The organism is Streptomyces sp. NPDC050743, assembly GCF_044456925.1.
GTDB lineage: Bacteria > Actinomycetota > Actinomycetes > Streptomycetales > Streptomycetaceae > Streptomyces.
The window spans coordinates 1-22,370 of record NZ_JBITGJ010000039.1 but is presented as its reverse complement, the minus strand read 5'-3'; the positions used below and the strand labels follow the sequence as shown (position 1 = coordinate 22,370).

The 22,370-nt window shown below is 70.3% G+C and carries 21 protein-coding genes and 3 pseudogenes; 19 read left to right on the top strand and 5 right to left on the bottom strand.

Translation table 11 applies throughout. The annotated features are described in order from the left end of the window. Positions 1-110: 110 nt before the first annotated feature. The 9 genes from ACIBJF_RS30290 to cofC all read left to right on the top strand — a co-directional run bounded on the left by ACIBJF_RS30290 (position 111) and on the right by cofC (position 8,965). Positions 111-581 carry a VOC family protein gene (locus tag ACIBJF_RS30290; protein WP_351812294.1) on the top strand — a complete coding sequence of 157 codons (471 nt, stop codon included), beginning with the start codon at positions 111-113 and terminating at the stop codon, positions 579-581. Between the two features lie 27 nt (positions 582-608). Beyond that, the gene (locus ACIBJF_RS30285; RefSeq protein ID WP_399178428.1) at positions 609-1,415 is read left to right on the top strand and encodes an IclR family transcriptional regulator; all 807 of its coding nucleotides are present in this window, start codon (positions 609-611) and stop codon (positions 1,413-1,415) included. A 90-nt stretch (positions 1,416-1,505) separates the two neighbouring features. Then, complete coding sequence (gene npdG, locus ACIBJF_RS30280) at positions 1,506-2,174, top strand: NADPH-dependent F420 reductase (RefSeq protein ID WP_319752705.1); 669 nt, start codon at positions 1,506-1,508, stop codon at positions 2,172-2,174. Continuing rightward, entirely contained in the window at positions 2,171-2,494 is a 324-nt protein-coding gene (locus tag ACIBJF_RS30275; protein WP_399178426.1) for an NIPSNAP family protein, read from the top strand. Before npdG ends, ACIBJF_RS30275 begins: the two co-directional genes overlap by 4 nt. 127 nt (positions 2,495-2,621) lie before the next feature. After that, positions 2,622-3,686, top strand: coding sequence for an LLM class flavin-dependent oxidoreductase (locus tag ACIBJF_RS30270; RefSeq protein WP_399178424.1), 1,065 nt, complete (start codon positions 2,622-2,624; stop codon positions 3,684-3,686). Next, complete coding sequence (locus ACIBJF_RS30265; protein ID WP_399178422.1) at positions 3,683-4,336, top strand: enoyl-CoA hydratase/isomerase family protein; 654 nt, start codon at positions 3,683-3,685, stop codon at positions 4,334-4,336. The genes ACIBJF_RS30270 and ACIBJF_RS30265 overlap by 4 nt, the downstream gene beginning before the upstream one ends. Positions 4,337-4,413: 77 nt before the next feature. Then, positions 4,414-5,568 carry an acyl-CoA dehydrogenase family protein gene (locus ACIBJF_RS30260; protein WP_399178420.1) on the top strand — a complete coding sequence of 385 codons (1,155 nt, stop codon included), beginning with the start codon at positions 4,414-4,416 and terminating at the stop codon, positions 5,566-5,568. A 2-nt stretch (positions 5,569-5,570) separates the two neighbouring features. Continuing rightward, the gene (locus tag ACIBJF_RS30255) at positions 5,571-8,171 is read left to right on the top strand and encodes a bifunctional FO biosynthesis protein CofGH (RefSeq protein WP_399178418.1); all 2,601 of its coding nucleotides are present in this window, start codon (positions 5,571-5,573) and stop codon (positions 8,169-8,171) included. Continuing rightward, positions 8,168-8,965: a 2-phospho-L-lactate guanylyltransferase gene (gene cofC / locus ACIBJF_RS30250; RefSeq protein ID WP_399178417.1), complete on the top strand. Its 798-nt coding sequence runs from the start codon at positions 8,168-8,170 to the stop codon at positions 8,963-8,965. Before ACIBJF_RS30255 ends, cofC begins: the two co-directional genes overlap by 4 nt. Positions 8,966-9,124: 159 nt before the next feature. Here the strand turns inward: cofC and ACIBJF_RS30245 are convergent, their stop codons facing one another. The 3 genes from ACIBJF_RS30245 to ACIBJF_RS30235 form a co-directional block, all read right to left on the bottom strand. Beyond that, on the bottom strand, positions 9,125-9,583 hold the full coding sequence (locus tag ACIBJF_RS30245) for a MaoC family dehydratase (RefSeq protein ID WP_399178415.1): 459 nt from the start codon (positions 9,581-9,583) through the stop codon (positions 9,125-9,127). 84 nt (positions 9,584-9,667) lie between these two features. Further along, a complete protein-coding gene (locus ACIBJF_RS30240) occupies positions 9,668-10,891 on the bottom strand; it encodes an acetyl-CoA C-acetyltransferase (protein ID WP_399178413.1) in 1,224 nt (407 codons plus the stop codon). 117 nt (positions 10,892-11,008) lie between these two features. Beyond that, a complete protein-coding gene (locus tag ACIBJF_RS30235; protein WP_399178506.1) occupies positions 11,009-11,911 on the bottom strand; it encodes a LysR family transcriptional regulator in 903 nt (300 codons plus the stop codon). 476 nt (positions 11,912-12,387) lie between these two features. On the opposite strand from ACIBJF_RS30235, the gene ACIBJF_RS30230 reads away from it, so the two are divergent. The 3 genes from ACIBJF_RS30230 (at position 12,388) to ACIBJF_RS30220 (ending at position 15,939) form a co-directional block, all read left to right on the top strand. Next, positions 12,388-13,929, top strand: a complete 1,542-nt coding sequence (locus ACIBJF_RS30230; protein WP_399178411.1) for a 3-hydroxyacyl-CoA dehydrogenase — start codon at positions 12,388-12,390, stop codon at positions 13,927-13,929. A 204-nt stretch (positions 13,930-14,133) separates the two neighbouring features. After that, positions 14,134-14,919: an electron transfer flavoprotein subunit beta/FixA family protein gene (locus tag ACIBJF_RS30225; protein WP_399178409.1), complete on the top strand. Its 786-nt coding sequence runs from the start codon at positions 14,134-14,136 to the stop codon at positions 14,917-14,919. Positions 14,920-14,976: 57 nt separating this feature from the next. Further along, positions 14,977-15,939: an electron transfer flavoprotein subunit alpha/FixB family protein gene (locus ACIBJF_RS30220; protein WP_399178407.1), complete on the top strand. Its 963-nt coding sequence runs from the start codon at positions 14,977-14,979 to the stop codon at positions 15,937-15,939. Positions 15,940-16,589: 650 nt separating this feature from the next. Here the strand turns inward: ACIBJF_RS30220 and ACIBJF_RS30215 are convergent. Further along, a complete protein-coding gene (locus ACIBJF_RS30215; RefSeq protein WP_399178406.1) occupies positions 16,590-16,979 on the bottom strand; it encodes a hypothetical protein in 390 nt (129 codons plus the stop codon). A gap of 81 nt (positions 16,980-17,060) precedes the next feature. Between ACIBJF_RS30215 and ACIBJF_RS30210 the strand changes: the two genes are divergently transcribed. The 5 genes and pseudogenes from ACIBJF_RS30210 to ACIBJF_RS30190 all read left to right on the top strand — a co-directional run. Continuing rightward, positions 17,061-17,441 (top strand): hypothetical protein, encoded by a 381-nt coding sequence (locus ACIBJF_RS30210; RefSeq protein ID WP_399178404.1) that lies wholly within the window; start codon positions 17,061-17,063, stop codon positions 17,439-17,441. Positions 17,442-17,583: 142 nt separating this feature from the next. Then, the gene (locus ACIBJF_RS30205; RefSeq protein WP_399178402.1) at positions 17,584-18,210 is read left to right on the top strand and encodes a TetR/AcrR family transcriptional regulator; all 627 of its coding nucleotides are present in this window, start codon (positions 17,584-17,586) and stop codon (positions 18,208-18,210) included. Then, complete coding sequence (locus ACIBJF_RS30200) at positions 18,207-18,962, top strand: SDR family NAD(P)-dependent oxidoreductase (protein WP_399178400.1); 756 nt, start codon at positions 18,207-18,209, stop codon at positions 18,960-18,962. Before ACIBJF_RS30205 ends, ACIBJF_RS30200 begins: the two co-directional genes overlap by 4 nt. A 58-nt stretch (positions 18,963-19,020) precedes the next feature. Next, entirely contained in the window at positions 19,021-19,896 is an 876-nt protein-coding gene (locus ACIBJF_RS30195) for an ABC transporter substrate-binding protein (protein ID WP_399178399.1), read from the top strand. 95 nt (positions 19,897-19,991) lie between these two features. After that, a pseudogene (locus ACIBJF_RS30190) lies at positions 19,992-20,480 on the top strand (aldehyde dehydrogenase family protein); the annotation flags it as partial. 431 nt (positions 20,481-20,911) lie between these two features. Here ACIBJF_RS30190 and ACIBJF_RS30185 read toward each other — a convergent pair. Continuing rightward, positions 20,912-21,034, bottom strand: a pseudogene (locus tag ACIBJF_RS30185) (hypothetical protein); the annotation flags it as partial. Positions 21,035-21,451: 417 nt separating this feature from the next. On the opposite strand from ACIBJF_RS30185, the gene ACIBJF_RS30180 reads away from it, so the two are divergent. After that, entirely contained in the window at positions 21,452-22,078 is a 627-nt protein-coding gene (locus tag ACIBJF_RS30180) for an IS607 family transposase (RefSeq protein ID WP_399178397.1), read from the top strand. Beyond that, positions 22,075-22,370 (top strand): annotated as a pseudogene (locus tag ACIBJF_RS30175) (transposase); the annotation flags it as partial. The gene ACIBJF_RS30180 and the pseudogene ACIBJF_RS30175, both read left to right, overlap by 4 nt.

Sequence of the window (22,370 nt, the reverse complement as noted above, 5' to 3'; positions counted from 1 at the left end):
CTCCCTTCCGCGGCGCTGCCGCCCGAGACGGCGGCCCGGCGGCGCGCGTGCCCGGATGGCACCTGCAGACACACATCACGTGCAGACACACATCACGAGAGGGACCACCTATGCGTAGATTCTGGCATGTCGGTCTCAACGTCACCGACATGGATCGCACCATCGAGTTCTACCGACTCGTGGGCTTCGAGGTCGTGCAGGACAAGGAGGTCGACGACGCCAACCTCGCGCGGGCGTTCATGATCGACCAGGGCAGCAAGCTGCGCTTCGCGCACATGCGCCTGAACAACGCGCCCGATGAGGCGATGCTCGACATCATCGAGTGGCGCGACGTGCCGGCGACCCGCGAGCGGTCCGTCGCCGACACCGTCAACCCCGGCCTGTGCCGCTTCTCGATCCTCACGGACGACATCCAGGGCGAGTACGACCGCCTGAGCGTCGCGGGCGTCAAGTTCCTGCACACCCCTCAGACCGTCATGGCTCCCGACGGGGTGAACGGGTGGAAGATCCTCTTCGCGGCGGACCCCGACGGTACGCTGTTCCACTTTGTCGAGTTGGTAGGGGACTCAGCCAAGCACTGAGACTTCCCTGACCGGAAAGTAGGAGACGTGGCGAAGGGGCCTTCCGAAGCCAGCGACGTGGTCGTCGACGACGATGCCGACCAGGGAGCCGGGGTTCTCGTGCCGGCGGTGTCGCGCACGGTACGGGTACTCGACCACCTGGTCCGGCACGCCGACGGGGCGACGGTCACCGAACTCGCCAAATCGTGTGGGCTGGCCAAGAGCACGGCGTCGAACCTGATCCGGACGATGGTCAGTGAAGGTCTCATCGAGTACAGCTCCGACACCCGGCGCTACAACCTGGGACCGCTGCTCGTGGAGTACGGCGTGGCGGCGGTCACCAGGACCACCCCGGTCGCCGAGGCACGGCCGTTCATGGAGCGGCTGGCCGAGCGGACCGAGCTGGCGTGTCTCGCGATCGCGCCGATGCCCGACGGGCACTTCACCGCGATCGCGAAGATCGAGAGCCGCAAGGACATCAAGATCACCATCGAGATCGGCTCCCGGTTCGACCGGGACGCGCCGCTGCTCAGCCGGCTGACGGACGCGTGGCGTGACGGCGTGCCGGCCGCGGACGACGATTCGCGCCGCGAGGAAGTGCGCTCCCGCGGTTTCGGAGTCGTCTTCGGGGAGTATGCCCCCGAGCTGAACGTCATGGGTTTCCCCGTCTTCGACCGTGACGGGCAGCCCTGCCTCGTGATCAGCCTGCTCGGCATGGGAACGGATCTCACGCCGCAGGACATCGACGAGTTGGCCCCGTACCTGGTCACCGCCGCGCGTGCCATCACGGTGCGCAGTGGCGGCCGGGTACCGGCCGACTACCCGGAGGCCGGCCCGGAGCGATCCGCCGGCTGATCCCACCAGACTCACAGGCCCGGCGCCCGCACCGCCGGGACTGTGAACCCGCACCGCCGGTGGCGGACACCTTCTTGAGGAGCACGAACCATGGACAGCCACACCATCGCCGTTGTGGGAGGTACCGGTCCACAGGGCAAGGGCCTGGCCCTGCACTTCGCCCGCGCCGGCCACAAGGTCGTCATCGGATCCCGCTCGGCCGGGCGCGCCGAGGAGGCCGCGGCCGAGATCCGCGCGCGGGTCGGCTCAGCCGTCGACGTGCTCGGCCTGGACAACAGGGGTGCCGTCGAGGCGGCCGAGGCCGTCCTGATCGTCGTGCCGTGGGACGGCCACGAGGAACTGATCGGGGCTCTCGCGCCGGTGCTGGCGGGGAAGCTGGTCATCAGCTGCGTCAACCCGCTCGGCTTCGACAAGCGCGGCGCGTACGGCCTGGACGTCGAGGACGGCAGCGCCGCCGAGCAGACGCAGAGGCTCGTGCCCGACGCCGTGGTCGTCGGCGCGTTCCACCACCTGTCCGCCGTCTCCCTGTGGGAGGCCGAGGGCCCCCTCGGTCACGAGGACGTCCTGGTGGTCGGCGACGACAAGGACGCCAAGGAGAAGGTCGCCGCCCTCGCCGCGACGATCACCGGCCGCCCCGGCATCGACGGCGGTGTCCTGCGCCTGGCCCGTCAGCTGGAGCCGCTCACCGCCGTCCTCATCAACATCAACCGGCGCTACAAGACCCGTTCGGGCGTCTCGGTCTCCGGGATCCCGGCATGATCCTCGAACTGCGCGAGTACATCGCGCTGCCGGATCGGACCGAGGACCTGCACCGGCGCTTCGCCGACGAGACCCTGGACCTTTTCAGGGAATTCGGTCTGGACCTCAGGGGTTTCTGGCACGTCGTCGGCGACCGGCGGCGGATCTACTACCTGTGCGCGTTCGATGACGTGAACGCAGCAGTCGTGTTCTGGGATGCCTTCAGGGCGGATCCGCGGTGGATCGAGCTGAAGGAACGCAGTGAGGCCGATGGCCCGTTGATCGAGGAAATCGTGAGCACGTACCTCACTGAGCCCGACTACGTGGCAGCTCGTCGCTGATTCTCCGGCGAGGCCGGATGCGGTCGTGCATTCGGCCTCGCCATGACCGGCCGACAGATGTTCGAAATCTCGGCCGGAATGGATTCGCGCATCCCTTTATTCAGCATCGTGGACACAGTTCACCATCGTGAATCGAGAGTCGATGATCAAGGGCATTCAGCTACACGCCTGGGCAGGTGGACCGAGCCTGGTCGAGGTCGCCGAGGTCGCCGCTCGGACCTTCGAGACGATCTGGGTGACCGACCAGATGCAGTCGCGAGGAGTGGGCGTCGTCCTGGGGGCGATCGCGGCCAGGACCGGTGCCGGTGTCGGCACTGCGGTGACGTTCCCGTTCGGGCGCAACCCCCTGGAACAGGCGTCCACGATGGCCACGTTGGCCGAGTTCATGCCGGCGGGCCGCCAGGTGAGCATGGGGATCGGCACCGGCGGTGGCCTGGTGCGCGCCCTGATGGAGCAGGGGCAGCCCGTCGGCCGCGTCGCCGAACTCATCAGGTTCTGCCGCGCGCTCTGGCGGGGTGAGAGCGTCCGCATGGGCGACTATCCCCTCACCTGCGCGGACCTGGGCCTGCGTGCGGACGGTCGCGCGTCCCTCGACTGGGTCGACGACCCCGCGGTCCGGGTGATCGTGGCCGGCACGGGTCCCAAGGTCCTTGAGATGACGGGCGAGTTGGCCGACGGCGTGATCTGCGCGAGCAACTTCCCGGCGCACAGCCTCGCGGCCTTCCGCAGCGGCCAGTTCGACGCGGTCAGCAACCTGGACCGCCTCGACGCCGGCCGGGAGCGCAGCGACCGCCCGGAGTTCACCCGCATATACGGAGTGAACGTGTCCGTCTCGGCGGACCGCGACCGCGCCAACGCCGCCGCCCGCCGACAGGCCGCCCTGATCGTCTCCCACCAGCCGCACGAGAGCCTGCAGCAGGTCGGCTTCGAACAGTCCGACTACGCGGCGACCCGCGAGGCCGTCCACGCGGGCAAGGGCATCGCCGCAGCGGCCGAACTCCTGCCCCAGTACGTGGCCGACCAGCTCGTCATCTCGGGAACGCCCGGCGACTGCATCGCGTTGCTCACCGAACTCCTCGACTACGCCCGCGGGGCCGGCTTCACCGAGGCATACGTCGGAGCCCCCGTCGGCCCGGACCCGGCGGAAGCCGTGGACCTGCTCACCACCGAAGTCCTTCCGGAGCTCATATGAACGCCGTTGCGGACCAGACACCGCTGTGCCTGTCGGAGATCGAGAGCGGTGTCGCGACGGTGACGCTGAACCGCCCCGACGCGCGCAACGCCATGAACATCCCGCTGCTCCAGCAGCTGGTCGCGGCGCTCAAGGACGCCCGCGGACAGGGCGTAGACGTCCTGCTGCTGAAGGCGGAGGGCCCGGCCTTCTGCGCGGGTGCCGACGTGCGGTCGGACGACGGCACCGCGGTGGGCCGGCCCGGCCTGCGCCGGCAACTGATCGAGGAGGCGTGCGACCTCGTCGAAGCGTTCCCCGCCTCGGTCGCCGCCGTGCAGGGCCCGGCCGTCGGCGGCGGATGGGCCCTGGCCGTCGCTGCCGTGGTCACGCTGGCGACTCCGGGCGCGATGTTCCGCTTCCCGGAGCTCCGGCTGGGCTTCCTGCCCCCGGACCAGACGGTCCGCCGCCTGCGGGCCGCTGTCGGTCCCGCGGCGGCGTTCCGGCTGCTGGTGGCGGATGAACGTTTCACCGGAGACGACCTGGCCCGGCTCGGCCTGGTCGACGTAGTCGAGGCCGCGGACCTCGGCCACCGGGCCCGGCAGCTCGCCGAGCAGTTCGCCGCCGCACCGTCCGATCTTGTCCGGACCCTTCGGACGGCTCTCACCACCTGACTTCCCCCGCGGCGACCGCACCGTTCGGACCACCCGATCCACCCGGCCGCCCGATCCCCTTCGGAAAGGCGACAACCATGAGCGCGAACCCCTTCATCGAATCCGATGACCAGGAGCAGTTGCGGGCCACGGCCCGTGCGGTGATCGCACGTCACGCTCCCCAGCGTGACGTGCGGATCTGGGACGAGGAGGGCTCCTACCCCGAGCACCTCTACCGCGAGATCGCCAAGCTGGGCTGGTACGACATCGTCGCGGACGACGAACCCCTCGAGGGCATGGCCGGCCTGCTGATCGCGCTGTGCGAGGAGGTCGGGCGGGCGAGTTCGGACCTGGTCGCGCTGCTGAACTTGAACATCAGCGGGATCCGCGACCTGATCCGCTGGGGCACCCTCGAACAGCGGGAGAAGTACGCCGAGCCCGTGCTGCGCGGCGACGGCAGGTTCTCCATCGCGGTCTCGGAGCCGGACGTCGGCTCAGACGCGGCGAGCGTGTCGACGACGGCGGAACGCGTCGAGGGCGGCTGGCTGCTGAACGGGCAGAAGACCTACTGCGAGGGTGCGGAGATCCCGGGCACGGTGATGGAGCTGTTCGCGAAGACCGGCGACAGCGGCCGCAAGCGCGACGACCTCGCCGTCTTCCTGGTCCCCTCGGACCACCCGGGTGTGGAGATCCGCCGGATGCCGGCCCTGGGCCGCAACATCAGCGGGATCTACGAGGTGTTCCTCCACGACGTGCTGGTCCCCGACGAGGCCCTGCTGGGCGAGCCGGGCCAGGGCTGGCAGATCCTGAAGGAGCGGCTGGTCCTGGAGCGGATCATGATCAGCTCGGGGTTCCTGGGCAGTGTCGGACAGGTCCTGGACATGACGGTCGAGTACGCCAATGAGCGCGAGCAGTTCGGGAAGACGATCTCGTCGTACCAGGGTGTGACGCTGCCGCTCGCGGAGATGTTCGTCCGCAAGGACGCGGCCCGCTGCGCGGTGCAGCGGTCGGCGGCGTTCTTCGACGCGGGCCTGCCGTGCGAGACGGAGAGCACGATGGCCAAGTTCCTGTGCGGCCAGATCTACGCCGAGGCGTCGGCGCTGGCGGTGCAGCTGCAGGGCGCGTACGGCTACGTCCGCGACCACACGCTGCCGATGCACCACTCGGACGGGATCATCGCCCGGGTCGTGGCCGGACCGCCGTCGGTGCAGCTGAACTTCATCGCGCGGTCCATGGGCCTGCGCGCCCACTGACCATGCATGAGCGTCCACGTGAGGAGACCGCGGTGACTTCCACATCCGTACGCCGTGCCCTGGCCAGGGCCAGGGCGGGCAAGAACATCGACCGCCGGGAGGCGGCGGCCCTGCTCGGGGCGCGCGGCGACGACCTGGCCTCGCTGTGCGAGGTCGCCGGGTCCGTGCGCTCGGCGGGTCTCCTCGACGCGGGGCGGCCCGGCATCGTCACCTACAGCAGGAAGGTGTTCGTACCGCTGACCCGGCTGTGCCGGGACCGGTGCCACTACTGCACGTTCGCGACCACCCCGGGCCGGGTCGAGGAGGCCTACCTCACGCCCGGGCAGGTCCTCGACATCGCCCGGGAGGGAGCCCGACTGGGCTGCAAGGAGGCCCTGTTCACGCTCGGGGACCGTCCGGAGGCCCGGTGGAAGGCCGCCCGGGAGTGGCTGGACGTACACGGCTACGAGGACACCCTGGCGTATGTGCGGGCGATGGCGATCCTGGTGCTGGAGGAGACCGGCCTGATCCCGCATCTGAACCCCGGGGTGATGAGCTGGACGGAACTGCAGCGCCTGAAGCCCGTCGCAGGGTCGATGGGCCTGATGCTGGAGTCGACGGCACGGTCGCTCTGGGCGGAGCCGGGGGGCTGCCACTACGGGTCCCCGGACAAGGACCCCGCGGTGCGGCTGCGGACCATCGAGGACGCCTCCCGTAGCAGTATCCCCTTCACGACGGGGATCCTGATCGGTATCGGCGAGAGCCCCGAGGACCGGGTCGAGTCGATCCTGGAGATCCGCCGCATCGCCCGGCAGTACGGGGCGGTCCAGGAAGTGATCGTGCAGAACTTCCGGGCCAAGCCGGACACGGCCATGAAGTCGGTGCCGGACGCGGAGCTGGAGGAGTACCTCGCGGCGATCGCGGTCGCGAGGATCCTGCTGGGGCCGAAGATGCGGATCCAGGCCCCGCCGAACCTGTCCGACCCGAACGAGCTGCGGCTCCTGCTCGCGGCCGGCATCGACGACTGGGGCGGCGTGTCACCCCTGACACCCGACCACGTCAACCCGGAACGGCCCTGGCCGCAGCTGGAGCGCCTCGCGGAACTCACCGCCGGAGCCGGATTCGAACTGCGCGAACGCCTTGCGGCGCAGCCGGAGTACATCCGTGCGGGCAGCCCGTGGGCGGACGCCCGCGTCCAGCCGCACCTGAGGGCACTCGCCGACCCGGACACCGGCCTCGCCGCCGACGTGCTGCCGGTGGGCAGGCCGTGGCAGGAAGCCGCCGAGGCCGTCTCGTCCGGGCGTACCGACCTGCACACCGCGATCGACCGGGAAGGTCGCCTCACCACCGCGCGCGGTGACTTCGACAACGCGTTCGGCGACTGGCAGGTCCTTGCCGACCAGGTCAGCAGCCTCCCCACCGGGGTCGGCACGAGAGCGCCGGAGCGCCTCGACAGCGACGTCGCCGACGCCCTGCGGGCGGCCGAGCGAGACCCTGCGGGCATCACGGACGCGCAGGCGTTGGCGCTGGCCCATGCGGACGGTCCGGAGCTCGACGCGATGTGCCGGCTCGCGGACCAGGTCCGCCGGTCCGCAGTCGGTGACACCGTCACCTACGTGGTCAACCGGAACGTCAACTTCAGTAACGTCTGCTACGTCGGCTGCCGGTTCTGCGCGTTCGCGCAGCGGGAGACCGACGCGGACGCCTACCGGCTGTCGCTGGGCGAGGTCGGCGACCGGGTCGAACAGGCCTGGGCCGTGGGCGCGACGGAGGTGTGCATGCAGGGCGGTATCGACCCGGCCCTGCCCAGCAGCGTCCACCACGACCTCGCCCGCGCGGTCAAGGAACGCTGCCCCGACATGCACCTGCACGCGTTCTCCCCGATGGAGATCATCAGCGGCGCGTCCCGGATGGGGATCTCCGTGTCCGAGTGGCTGGCCGGGGCGCGTGAGGCGGGGCTGGACTCCGTGCCGGGCACCGCGGCGGAGATCCTCGACGACGAGATCCGCTGGATCCTGACCAAGGGCAAGCTCCCCGCCGCGGAGTGGATCCGGGTGGTGAAGACCGCGCACGGACTGGGGATCCCCACGACCGCGACCATGATGTACGGACACGTCGACGAGCCCCGGCACTGGGTCGGGCACCTGCGGACCCTGGTCGACATCCAGCGGGAGACGGGCGGGTTCACCGAGTTCGTACCGCTGCCCTTCGTGCACCACTCCTCCCCGATCTACCTCGCCGGGATCGCCCGGCCGGGCCCGACCCCCCGGGACAACCGGGCCGTCCACGCCCTCGCGCGCCTGCTGATGCACGGGTACATCGACAACATCGAGTGCTCGTGGGTCAAGCTGTCGCCCGAGCAGTGCGAACAGATGCTGCGCGGGGGTGCCAACGACCTGGGCGGGACGCTGATGGAGGAGACCATCAGCCGGATGGCGGGCTCGACGAACGGGTCGATGAAGACCATCGCGGACATCGAGGCCCTCGCCGCGGCGGCCGGCCGGTCGGCCCGGCAGCGCTCGACGACCTACGGCCAGGTCAGCGCGGAACGCGCGGAAGCGGCCCGCCGGTTCGACACGGAAGTCCACCGGGTCGTACCCCTGAGTGTCGGATTCGTACGATGACCACCGGCCAGCACGACCACGGCCACGCGGACGGGGGTGCGGACGGCCGGGCCCACCACCCGGCCGGCATGGGCGGACACCGCGACAACCGTGCGCGCTCCGAGGTGCGTTGGGCCGTTGTCATCCCGCAGAAGGACCTCCGCCTGGCGAAGAGCCGCCTCGCACTCGACTCCCGTGACCGGCAGCGGGTCGCGAGTGCCCTGTTCCGCGACACCGTGGCCGCCGCGCGGCACACGCCCGGCGTGTCCACGGTGATCGTCGTGGTCGACCGGATCCAGGACCTCGAACCCGTCGCCGACCTCGGTGTCGGACACGTCCTCGGGACCGGCCCGGGTCTCAACGGGGCCCTGCGCCAAGGCGAACTGACCGCCCGCGCCGGCGATCCCGGGTGCGGTGTCGCCGCGCTCCCCGCCGACCTGCCGCTGATCGAACCCGCGGTCCTCGCCCGGGCCCTGGCCGAGGCCGGGGCCCATGACCGGGCGTTCCTCCCCGACGCGGACGACGAGGGCACCACGCTCCTCACCGCGCGTCCCGGACACGCGCTCGGTCCGGTCTACGGAAACGGCTCCCGCCGGGCCCACCGCCGCTCCGGCGCCGTCGAACTGACCGAACCCGGCCTCGCCGCGCTGCGCTACGACCTCGACTGCCTCGCCCACCTCGCCCTCGTGCCACCCCTGGCACGACGCACCCACCTCTCGGACGTACTCGCCCATCTGAGGCCCGTGTCGTCGCTCGTGGATGCTTCGTACCTCCCCGACGTCCTCGGCCGTCCCGCGCCGCCGCGGGAACCGTGACGGCGCGGGTGACGGGCAGGTGGCCGGGTTCGCGGCCGGGGGCGCAGTTCTGCCGGGCGTCGCACGTCACCCGCCGGAGGCATAGGAACGACCTTGGCGGCCAGAGGAATCTGAGGGTGCCTGGCCGCCAAGGTCGTTGTTTTCCGGGGAGGGCTCTCTTTACGGGTAGTAGTGCGTGAGGGACTCCGCGACGCAGGCGGGCTTGTCGGATCCTTCGAGTTCGAAGGTGAAGGCGCGGTGCACCTGGATCCCGCCCCGGCTCACCTCGCGTACTTCGGTGATCTCCGCGTGCAGGCGGATCCTGCTGCCGACCGGCACGGGCGCGGGGAAACGCACCTTATTCACACCGTAGTTGAGGGCCATGCCCACGCCGGTGACCTGGAGGAGCTCCGCCACCATGGGGATGCCCCAGCTGAGCACCATGTAGCCGTGCGCGATCGTGCGCCCGAACGGGCCTTCGGCCGCGCGCTCGACGTCGGTGTGGATCCACTGGCCGTCGCCGGAGACCGCCGCGAAGGTGTCGATGAGCGCCTGGGTGACTTCCCTCCACTGGGAGTGTCCGAGGTCGCGGCCGGCCAGCTTCGCGATCTCCGGTATGCCGTTGACGGTCAGTGTCACGATGGACTCCGGTTTCCTTGGCTCAGTGCCTCGTTGGATGACGGCCGGCCATCGGCCGACCGGTGCCTACGGTCCGGTGGGGCGTCAGCCGGTGATGTGTTCGAACACCGCGGCCAGGCCCTGGCCTCCGCCGATGCACATCGTCTCCAGGCCGTAGCGGGTCCCCCTGCGGTGCATCTCGCGCACCAGGGTGGCCAGGATCCGGGCGCCGGTCGCCCCGACGGGGTGGCCGAGCGAGATGCCGGAGCCGTTGACGTTGATCCGCTCGTGGTCGGCGTCGGTCAGACCCAGCACCCGTGTGCAGGCCAGTACCTGGGCGGCGAAGGCTTCGTTGAGCTCGATCAGGCCCATGTCGGTGAGCGAGAGACCGGCCCTCTCCAGGGCCTTGCGGGTGGCCGGCACCGGGCCTAGCCCCATGGTCTCGGCAGGCACCCCGGCGCGGGCGAAGGACACCAGTCGCACCAGCGGGGTCAGGCCCAGCCGCTCGGCCGTGGCGCGGGTGGTCACCAGGCACGCGGCCGCCGCGTCGTTCTGACCGCTGGCGTTGCCCGCGGTGACGGTCGCCTCCGGGTCGGACCTGCCCATGATCGGCCGGAGCGCGGCCAGTTGCTCCGCCGTCGTGCCGGGGCGGGGATGCTCGTCCTCGGTCACGGTGACCTCGCCCTTCCGGGTGCGCACCGCGACGGGGACGATCTCGTCCTTGAACAGCCCGGCCGCCATGGCGGCCGCGGTGCGCTGCTGGGAGCGCACCGCGAGGGCGTCCTGGTCCTCGCGGGAGATGGAGTACGCGCGGCGGAGGTTCTCCGCGGTCTCGATCATGCCGCCGGGGACGGGGTGGTTGACACCGCCGGCGGTGACCCGGCCGCGCGCCAGCGAGTCGTGGAGTTCGAGGCTCGGCGTCTTGATGCCCCACCGGCCGTCGTGGGTGTAGAAGGGGGCTGCGCTCATGACGTCCACCCCGCCCGCGACGACGACATCGCTGAAGCCGCTGCGGATCTGCATGGCGGCGTCGAGGACGGCCTGGAGGCCCGATCCGCAACGGCGGTCGACCTGGATGCCGGTGACCGAGTCGGGCAGCCCCGCGTCGAGGGCGGCGACCCGCCCGATCGCGGGGGCGTCGGAGGTCGGGTAGGCGTGTCCGAGGATCACCTCGTCGATCCGCTCGGGGTCGATCCCGGTGCGGCCGACGATCTCGGCGATGACGAGCGCCGCGAGACCGGCCGCCCGCTGGCCCGCGAGCGCGCCGCCGAAGCGGCCGATCGGCGTTCGCAGCGGCTCGCAGATGACGACATCAGCTTGTTCGGACATGCGACTGCCTTTCCCTGGTGGGGGAAGTTCTACGGCGGAACCGTTCCCGTCGAGCCTCGCACTCCGGCACCAAGAAGATCCAATACCTGATTCACGTCAGACTCGGACGGAAATCGTCTAGGTGCTCAGGGTGGGGGTCGGCAGGGCCTCCTCGGCCACGGCGAGGACCGAGTGCAGCGCGGCCGACGGATTGTCCGTACGCCAGGCCAGCGCCGCCTGGAGCCGGATGGGAGGCCCGGCCAGCGGGCGGTACACCAGGCCGGTCTGCTGGACGTGCAGGCAGGACGTCAGGGTCAGCGTCACCCCGACCCCGGCGGCCACCAGCGCCAGGATGGTGTGGGAGTCCGGAGCCTCCTGGACCACCCGCGGCCTGAACCCGGCCGTGTCGCAGACCTGGAACGTCGCGTCGCGCAGGCTGGACCCGGCGTTGGCGGGGAAACTCACGAAGGGTTCCTCGCCCAGGGCGGCGATCGGGATGCGATCGCGCTGGGCCAGGGGATGGTAGGAGGGCAGCGCGCAGATCATCTCCTCCTCTCCGATGACCCGCAGTGTCACGCCCGGGGGAGTGGCCGAAAGCCGTACGAAACCGAGGTCCAGCGAGCCCTCCGCGACGCCCGCAAGGGCCGCGTTGGCGTAGGTCTGCCCCTTCAGGACCAGCTCGATGCCGGGGTGGACGGCCCTGACGGCGCGGGTCAGCCGGGGCAGGCTCTCATGGCTGGAGGCGCCGGCGAAGCCCACGGTCACCTGCCCGTACTGGCCCAGCCCGGCGGCCCTGGCGGCCCGTGTGGCCAGGTCGAGGTCCTTGAGCACGGTACGCACCGGCTCCAGGTAGGACTGGCCGGCGCTGGTGAGCCTGACCGAGCGGGTGTTGCGCTCGAAGAGCTGGACCCCCAGCTCCTTCTCCAACTGCCGGATCTGCTGGCTCAGCGGTGGCTGGGCCATCTGGAGCCGCTTGGCGGCACGGCCGAAGTGCAGCTCTTCGGCGACGGCTACGAAGGCGACCAGGCGGCGCAGTTCCATGGTGGTTCCCACTGTTCCGACTCCGGGACGAATCCCGGTCATTCATCGAATGAACGTCTCAAAGCGTGTGCCATTTAGTATTGGACACTAACGGATTACGGCTGGCACCGTAAGACCGTCCGCCCAACCGCTGCGTGCAGGCCCGGCCTGGCGACATGTGACGGGCGTTCTGGCGTGGCACACCGGCGGACACGTCCGTCCGCCTCGGACGGCGGCCGTTCGCGCGGACTTGCGTCTCCCAGAGCGGAGCGGTCAGGCCGACGGCGGTCCGGAGGGGTGCGTCGGCGGTGGGTGATCACCGCGCCCGGGCCACGATGCGTCGGGTGTCACCGCGGCCCGGGCGCGGGAGGCAGGGAGGGCGGGCGTTTCCGCCAGCGGCTGCGGACCGCAACGGCCGGGTCAGCAGGACGGATCCGGCTCCCGCACCACTGGAGCAGGCGCGGAAATCCGAGAACCGAGAGGGAGGCGAGATCCACATGCGAATCAGGATTGTCGGCGCCGGTGCCATGGGCCGCGGTATCGCCCAGTGGGCGGCGGTCGCCGGCCACACCGTCGAACTCGCCGATGTGCGGCAGGAGGCCGTGGGCGAGGCCATCGGGTTCGTCCGGCGCATGCTCGAGCGCGCCGCGCAGAAGCAGCGGATGACCGATGAGGCCGCCGGAGCCGCTGCGGCGCGGCTGCTCCCGGTAGACTCGCCGGCCGCGCCGGGCGACGACGTGGAGCTCGTCATCGAGGCGGTCCGCGAGGACCTGGCCACCAAGACGGAGCTGTTCCGGCAGCTGGAGGACGTCCTGCCCGCGGGTGCGATCTTCGCGACCAACACGTCCTCGCTGCCCGTGACGCCGATCGCGTCGGGACTCCTCGATCCGTCCCGCCTCTGCGGCCTGCACTTCTTCAATCCCGTGCCGCTGATGAAGATCGTCGAGGTCATTCCGGGCGCGCTGACCCGCCCCGAGATCCCCCAGACCCTCGTCGAACTGGTCCGGAGTACCGGACACGCCGCGGTAGTCGCGTCGGACACCCCCGGCTTCCTGATCAACCACGTCGGCCGCGGCCTGATCACCGAGGCGTTCGCGCTGCTGGAGGAGTCCGTCTGCGACACGACGGGCATCGACCGCATCGTCCGCGACGTCCTCGGACTGCGCATGGGCCCCTTCGAGCTGATGGACCTGACCGGCCTGGACGTGACCGCCGCGGTGACCGACTCCATCTGGCAGGGCTTCCGGCACTCCGACCGGCTGCGCCCCTCCTACCTCGCTCCCAACCGGGTAGCGGCGGGCCTGCACGGCCGCAAGACCGGGCGCGGCTTCTACGCGTACGGGACCGGCATCCCGGCCCCCGCCGACCTGCCGGAACAACCGGTCACCGGCGATGCCGACCGGCCGGTGTGGGTCGCCGGCGAGAGCCGGGACAGCGACACACTGCGCACGGTGCTCAGCGAGTCGGGGGCGGCTCTCGAAAAGGCATCCGCGCCCTCGGCGCAGGCTCTCGTGCTGTCCCCGGTCTGGGGAACGACCGTCGCCTCAGCGATCGCCGAGGACGGTCTGCCGGCCGAGCGCACGCTGGGCGTCGACCCGCTGTCCCTCACCGCCCGTCGCCGGGTGCTGGCCATGACCCCGGCGTCCGACGAGAGCGCGGTGCGCGACGCGCGCGCGGTGCTGGCGCGGGCCGCCGGCGGTGCCGCGGCCGTCCCGGTGTCCGTCGTGCGCGACACGGCGGGCTCGGTCGCCCAGCGGGTGCTGGCGTCGATCATCTCGGTGGCGGCCTCCGTCGCGGAGCGCTCCATCGCCTCCCCCGGCGACATCGACATCGCGGTCACGGCTGGACTCGGCTATCCCGTCGGCCCGTTGGCCTGGGGCGACCGCATTGGGGCCCAGCGCCTGCTCGCCCTCCAGGAAGAGCTCCACCGCAGCACCGGTGACCCGCGGTACCGGCCGACCCGCTGGGTCACCGAGCGCGCGCATCTCGGCCTGCCGCTCACCGAACCGGGCGCCGTCCCGCCGATCACCGGCGCCTGAGGCAAGCGCCCCCCGCACCGCACTCCGCAACGGATCGCCGTGGCCCGCGCGGCCGAGCCTCCTCCGAAGGGCCCGACGCCGGCCCCCGAACGCCGAAAGCCACCCACGGCTAGAGCCCTGCCGGACCGGACGGCGGAGTACGGCCCGCGCCCCGGCACGACGAACGAATCGCACGACAACGCACAAGCAGAAGGAAGAACAGTCATGCCCCTGAGGATCGCCGTGTGTGTGAAGTACGTGCCCGACGCGGCCGGCGACCGGCACTTCGCCGACGACTCGACGGTCGACCGTGAAGACGTCGACGGTCTTCTCTCGGAGCTCGACGAGTACGCGGTCGAGCAGGCCCTCCAGATCGCCGACGAGTCGGACGACGCGGAGATCACCGTACTGACGGTGGGGCCCGAGGACGCCAAGGAGGCGCTGCGCAAGGCGCTTTCCATGGGCGCCGACCGCGCCGTCCACGTGGAGGACGACGACCTGCACGGCACGGACGCCCTGGGCACCTCGCTCGTGCTCGCCAAGGCCCTCGAACACATCGGCTACGACCTCGTCGTCTGCGGCATGGCCTCCACCGACGGCGCCATGGGGGTCCTGCCCGCACTGCTGGCGGAGCGCCTGGACGTCCCCCAGGCCACCCTGCTGTCCGAGGTCTCGGTGGCCGACGGTCAGGTCACGGGCCGCCGGGACAGCGACGCGGCGTCCGAGCGGCTTCAGGCGTCCCTGCCGGCGGTCGTGTCCGTGACCGACCAGTCCGGTGAGGCCCGCTACCCGTCGTTCAAGGGCATCATGGCGGCCAAGAAGAAGCCGGTGGAGTCCCTCGACCTGTCGGCTCTCGGCATCGACTCCGACGAGGTGGGCCTCAAGGGCGCCTGGACCGCGGTCGAGGCGGTGGCTGAGCGCCAGGCCCGCACCGCGGGCACGATCGTCAATGACGAGGGCGAGGGCGGCAAGCAGCTCGCGGAGTTCCTGGCGGCCCAGAAGTACATCTGAGCCCAGCCGACGCCCACCCGCCCACGTCCTTCTTCTTCCTTCGCAGGAGACACGTCCATGGCTGACATCCTCGTCTACGTCGACCACGTCGACGGAGCCGTGCGCAAACCCACCCTCGAACTGCTCACGCTGGCCCGCCGCTTGGGCGAGCCGGTCGCCGTGTATCTTGGCGCCGGCGCGCAGGCCGCCGCCAAGATCCTGGGCGACAACGGCGCGGTCAAGGTCCTCGCGCACGACGCCCCCGAGTACACCGACTACCTGGTGGCCCCCAAGGTCGACGCGCTGCAGGCCGCCTGCGCCGCCGTGTCCCCGGCCGCGGTCCTCCTGCCCTCCTCGGCCGAGTCCAAGGAGATCGCCGCCCGCCTGGCGCTGCGCGTCGGCGCCGGCCTGGTCACCGACGCCGTCGACGTCGAGGCCGGCCCCGAGGGCCCGGTCACCACGCAGTCGGCGTTCGCCGCCGCCTTCACCACCCGCTCGCGCGTGACCCGGGACATCGCGGTCATCACCGTCAAGCCCAACTCGGCCCCGGTGGAGGCCGCCCCGGCCGCCGGCACGATCGAGGAGCTGGTGGTGGTTTTCTCGGACCAGGCGACCGGCACCAGGATCACCTCGCGGACCCGGCGCGAATCGACGGGACGCCCGGAGCTGACGGAGGCGGAGACCGTCGTCGCCGGCGGCCGCGGTGTCAACGGAGCGGAGAACTTCCGGATCATCGAGGCCCTGGCCGACTCGCTCGGCGCGGCGGTGGGCGCGTCCCGCGCGGCCGTCGACTCCGGCTGGTACCCGCACGCGCACCAGATCGGCCAGACGGGCAAGAGCGTGTCACCGCAGCTGTACGTCGCGGCGGGTATCTCGGGCGCGATCCAGCACCGGGCCGGCATGCAGACCTCGAAGACGATCGTGGCGATCAACAAGGACGCCGAGGCACCGATCTTCGACCTGGCCGACTACGGCGTGGTCGGCGACCTGTTCGAGGTCGTGCCCCGTCTCACGGAGGAGATCCGGGCCCGCAAGGCCTGATCGCGTCGAAACCCGCGCACCGCGAGTGTGTGGACGACACCGAGGGGAGCCTTTCCCGTTCGCCACATTCCCCTGAACCCCCGAAGGCACTGACAGCGACACCGCACATCAATGTCAGTGCCTTCGGGCTGCCCGGAAGCGCACAGGACGCTCGGAGTGGAGAAGTCGTCGAAGCCGGTGAACATCGCCGCATTGCCGCACTCACCCCGAGACAGGTCGGATGTCGTCATACAAATTCCGTCCCATGTCTAGGACTTGGACACATGGTTCCGGCGAAGTCGCTGGCCGCCGCTGTCTTCTACGCAGCAGGGGCTTTCGCCGTCTCGATGACCCTCGGGCTGGGCATCCTGTCGGCACTCGGCTCGACGTGACCGTGGGAGGCCCCGGTGCAGCGCATTGCCGCAGTGGGCAGTGGTACCGCCTCTTGTCGCGGCTGGTCAGCGCATCGCCGTAGCCGTCGTCGTAGTCCTCGTACGCCAGCACCGGCAGGTGCTCGGCGCGGCGGATGGGGACCAGGTAGGGCCCGGCGTCGCCGCAGTCGCGGCAGTACCACCAGTCCTCGTCCAGGATCTCCACGCCCTCGTGCGGGCAGCAGTCGGAGTCCATCAGTGCTCCAGTTCGGCGGGCGGCACGCGGTACGGCCGGGGGTGCTACCACGGCCAGACGCCGAACAGTTCGTTGCCGCGGGCGGTGTCGATCAGGTTGGCCACCGTGCGAACCTGGGGGTGCTCGGCGGGGTCGACGCCGATGACCTCTCCCATGGCCACCATGTGGGCCAGTATCCGGCGCAGGCCCATCTCGCGGCACCGGGCATCACGCCGGACGCGGCGCAGTTGGGCGCGCTCCGAGCGGCCCCGGCGGCGGACCATCCGCGTGATGCCGAGCATCACGACAACGAGGTGCGCAAAGACCCCGTCACCAGCGGAAACGCTGACGCCGGGGTCTTCGCGTTTATGCAGGCGGAGGCCGCCGGGAGCAGCCATTTGCCACTGATCACGTAATGACGACGTAATGATCTTGGTCAGCTTGTTGCAGGTCAAGGACCGCATTACGGCTCCTGATGCAGGGCTGCGGCAGTCGGCGGTCACGCCGTGACGTGGCTGGGTAGTCAGCCCGAGGTTGTGATCAACTTGCCCAACGCCTTCTTCTTCGCCTCCACCCTCGCCGCCCGCACGACGTGGTACCACTCGTACAGCGTCAACTTCCCCGGCACCGCGTATGTCGCGCAGCTGCCCGATGAGGGACCGGTGAGTCTCGGAACGGGTCAGGTGCCCCTCGCTTTGGCCGTCGACGGTGAGCATCAACTGGCACTGTGCGCCTTCCGGTACCCGGATCTAAAGCCGACAGGCGGCTACCAACAGTACGGCTTCGGCGACAACAACGCCACCGGACGGATCGCCGTCGTCGACCTGAAGACGGGCAAGTCGGTTGGCGCCGTGACCGGCGTCGAGTACCCGCTGTACGGTGCCTGGAACGGTCGGCGGCCTTCCACCGCCGGGTAGCGCGCGCCCCCGGCTGGGCTTGCACGGCAGGCACTGCGGCCGCACGGCATGCCTTGACAGCGCAGGGACCGAGGCCACGATGGGAGCCATGGAAACTAATTCAGTTTCTTCAGTTTCCCCCAGTGACGAGCGGCGCGCGGACGTGATCGTGGAGGCGGCCGGCCGGCTGTTCTTCGGGTCGGGTTTCGCGCGGGTGAGCATGGACGATCTCGCTCGTGAGCTCGGGATGAGCAAGAAGACGATCTACCGTCATTTCCCGGACAAGCGCAGCCTGCTGGCCGCGGTGCTGGACCGCCAGTTCACCGCGGTGGAGCGCACGTTGGAGGCTGCGACCGAGGAGGCGGAAGGGCGGCCGTTCGGTGTGCGGGTGCAGCGGTTCCTGATCGCGGCCGGCAGTGAACTCGGGCGGATCGGCGCGCCTCAGCTCGCGACGGGGCGGGGCGGGGCGATACTGCGCCAGTACGTGGAGCAGCGTGTGGACGCGGTGGTCTACCGGCGGCTCGACGAGCTGTTCCGGGAGGGACACCGGCAGGGCTTGCTGCCGGCGCCGCCCGAGCTGCTGAGTGAGATCACCCGCGGCGCGTTGGAGCGGCTGCTCATGTCGGAGTTGCCGCGCGATCTGGACTGGACCGCGGCCGATCTGCTGCGGGCGACCGTCGACACCGTGCTGTATGGGGCGATCCGCCCGACAGGCCAGGGCATCGGCGACGAACAACCCCGGGCGGTCATCCCGACGGCCCGCGACGACGATCAGGAGGTGGGCCCATGACCGGCACGACCGCCAGGGTGGCACTGGTGACGGGGGCCGGCAGCGGAATCGGCGCGGCCACGGCGCGACTTCTGGCCGCGCGAGGAATGCGCGTGGTGGTCAACTACCTCCGCAACACCAAGGCGGCCGAGGGGGTCGTGGCCGACATCGAGGCCGCGGGCGGCCAGGCCATGGCCGTGCAGGCCGATGTGCGCGAGGAGGCGGCCGTCGAGAGCATGGTCGGACGGGTCCAAGCGGCTTGGGGCGGCATCGACGTGCTCGTGCATAGCGCGCTCATCCCGTATGCGGTCAAGCCGTTCCAGGACATGACGTGGGAAGAACTGGGCGGCAAGATCGACGCCGAGATGCACGCGGCGTTCGCGGTCACCAAAGCCGTACTGCCCACGATGACCGAACGAGGGTGGGGACGCCTCATCTACATCGGCACCGGACTCAGCCGCCTGCCTCGGGCGGGCATGATCGCGCTGGGCGTTTCCAAGGCCGCACTCGAGCAGTTCGCCCGGTATCTCGCCCAGGAACTCGGCCCGCAGGGCATCACGGTCAACGTCGTCTCGCCCGGCCCGGTGGAGACCCGCACCGCCGATGCCGTGCTCGACGACGCGACGAGGCAGCGGCAGGTGGCCGCCACCCCCTTGGGCCGCCTGGCCTACCCGGCCGATGTCGCTCAGGCGGTCGCCTTCTACGCCGCCGAGGACAACTCCTTCATGACCGGTACCACGGCCGCGGTCAACGGCGGCATGGCCATGTACTGACGCCCCGCCGACCTCCGCACACGCGGCCGCACCCTTAAACGATCTAGGAAAGACGTTCATGCACACGATCGACCTGGCCTACGTCGGACGAGGCCTGCACGAGGAGCTGGCCGCCTACATCGCCGACCAACACGACTACTACGCCGAGGAGGGTGTCCACGTCGCGCTGCGCGACGGCTGCACCTGGGACGTGGAACGGCTGCGCCGCTGCGCCACCATCGGGCTCGGCCGGGCACTGCTGTCACGACTGACCGACGGCACCCCGTGGGTCGCACTCAGTGTCAACACCCACCGCCCGCTGTTCTGGTTCCTCGCCCGCCCCGGCCTGACCTCCCTGGCAGACCTGGCCGGGCGACGGCTGGCGGTCCACGCCCCGCATACCCCGCCCGGCGCATTCGCCCGGATCGTGCTGCGAAAGGCCGGCCTTGACCCGGACCGTGACGTGACGACCATCGTCCGCTCGCCCGGCGACTACGGCATGGATCTACGCCGGCTCAGCGACGGCAGCATCGACGCCGCCTATGTCGGCAGCACCATGGCACCGGAGGCGGTGGCCGCCGAGCACGGCTGGCAGGTGCTGGCCTGGGTCGGCGACCACTTCCAGATCCCCACCGTGGGCGTGGCCGTCGACCCCACCTACATCTCACCGGACGACCCCGCGGTCCAGGCCGTCGTACGAGCCCACCGGCGCGCCCTTCAGGTGATCCACGACGACCCCGACACCACGGTGCGACACATGCAGACGTTCCTCGGCGGACAGACCACGGAAGAGGCCCGAGCCCACTACGAGACGTTCATCGCGCCGTATTTCACCACGGACGGCCAGGCCGACCTCGCTGTCGGCGACAAGGCGATCACCGCGGTCGCCGCCGAACTCGGCGTCCCCGCCACCGTCACCGCGGCCGAGTTCTACCGCACCGCGGCCACAGCCTAGGCATCAGGAGTCGAGTCGTAGGGTGCGAAGCCCTGGGCCCGCGGGCCGATGGTGTCACTCCGGTGACCGCGACCGCGGCGTGGTTCTTCTCGGATATGGGTTTCCTCCCTCCGGGTCGCCGTCGATCAGGGCCCTCCCGCGTCCGCGGTCTTCCACCGGCGACCAGCACAACGGTCACGGAATACGCCGAGCCCGCCTCGGAAGTGCCCACGCCGGTCGTGCGGAAACTGGTCGCCACCTGGCGCACGTCCTCGCTCGCGCAGCGGACCGCGATCCTCTTCCGCTACCGCGAGCTGCTGAACGCGCGCCGCGACGACCTCGCCGCGCTGATCACCTCTGAGCAGGGCAAGGTCCATGCGGACGCACTGGCCGAGGTGGCCCGGGGCTTGGAGATCGTCGAACTGACCTGCGGGCTCGGCACGGCGCTCAAGGGCGAGACGTCCACGGGGGTGTCGAGCCAGATCGACGTGGTGTCGGTCCGCCAGCCGCTCGGTGTGATCGTCGGCATCTCGCCGTTCAACTTCCCCGCCATGATCAGCATGTGGATGTTCCCCATGGCGATCGCCTGCGGGAACACCTTCGTACCCTTCGCCCCAGACGTGCCAGACAGCATGCTCGGCCGCGAACCGGTGATCGGCGTGTGGGCGACGGTCAGTGTCCGACGGGAGGACGCACCCGCGCTGCTCCTGCTCCACGGCTTCCCACCCTCGTGGCGGATGTACGAGCCGCTGCCAGCGCGCCATGCCGACCGCTGACGTCTGATGGCACCCGAATACCGCGACTTCGGGCACAGCAGCGCTCCCGCACCGCCCGACTTCGGGTGCGCCTTCGAGCACCTGGCGGAGGTGACGAGCCGTTTCGCGGACGCGCTCGGCATCGGTGGCAGACCCGGCAGGCGTTCTGGGCCGACTGGGCAGGCCGAGACCCAACCGACATCCGGGTGAAGGTGTTCTACGGCCAGGAGCTCGTCGGGTTCCAGGCCGAGAGCGACCAGCGTTTGCACGGCCGTGCGCACTTGCCCCATGGTAGCTGCGGCATGGATGCCCTGTCCGGCCACTTCGCCGATCACCAGCGCGGTACGGGCGCCGGGCAGGGACAGGGCATCGAAGCAGCCGCCGGCTCCCTGAGTGCCCGGCATGAGCAGATGGGCGGTTTGAATGCCCGTTCGTGGAGCCTGACACGGAGCCAGCAAATGCCGCTGAATGGTCGCGGCGGCGGTGTGCTCGCGGCGAACCGACGGACGTTGTCGAGGCACACTGCCGTGTGAGCCGCCGCTTCCATGGCCAGAGCGCACGTGGCCGCCGCAACACCAGTGAGACTCGGGCCGCGGAGAAGGAGCCGCTGGCACGCTTCCGCAGTGGGAGAAGGCGTCGCTGACAGCGCAGGTACGCCACACCGGTCACCCCGCTCAGGGGGTACGGTGCGGCGAACCCGGGTGCCAAGCGCCCGTTGAGCGGGCGTCAACATGCGCCAGAGACGAGGTCGGTCGATCTGGCCGAACAGGCTCATCAACTTCCTTAGATATTCCTAGTGTTGTGCATATATAGTTCTGTGCATGGAGTTGCTGCGCATGTCCAAGGCTGCGAAGCGTCTCGGGATACACCCGATGACGCTTCGTCAGTGGGCGTTGGACGGCAAGATCCCGTTTACGTGGGTCGGCCGTGAGCGCCGGTTCTCCTCCGTGGATGTGGAGAACATGAAGCGCGGCGGCGATTCCACAACTGCCCGTTCACGGCTGGAGTTGCTGTATGTGCGCGTGTCCGGCTCGTCCGGGCAGGAGTCCTTGCTGGAGGCGCAGGAGGCCGAACTGCGGGCCACCTCCAGGGGCGAGATCGTCAAGGTCGTCAAGGATCGCGGCTCGGGCCTGAAGGAGAACCGGCCCGGACTCAACCGTGTACTGGCGATGGTGTCGGACGGCTCTGTGACCGTTGTTCGTGTCACGCATGAGGACCGGCTGGCCCGGTTCGGTGTCGGCTGGCTCAAGCGGCTGTTCGCCGTGTACGGCGTCACCGTGGAGGTACTGCACCCGAAGAAGCTCGGCGGTCGGGATGAACTACTGGAGGACTTCGTCTGCCTGGTGACCACGTTCGCCGGGCGGCTGTACGGGATGCGCAGTGCGGACAACCGCCGCCGTCTGCTGACCGAGTCCGGCCAGTGCAGCGACAAGGGGCAGGTGTCGTGAGCCGAAAGCTGCCCCTCGCCGACGGCGAGAGGGCCCGTACCGCCTGCGCCCGCGCCCTCATTCGTACAGGCGTGGACGAGAAGACCGGCGAAGTCCTCACCAGTGCCGGCTTGGTCGAGCGGGTCGGCTGGTGCGTCGACCTGGTGGCCGACATGACGAGCGCGCTGCTGGCCGGGCACTGGAACACCGCCGACGTGAACGTTTTGGCCTCGGGGGAGGATGCCGGCGGCCGCAGGCTGCCGTCGAACGCGTGGATGGCACTGCGCCGCCTGGGCTGGACCGTCGCCCCCGA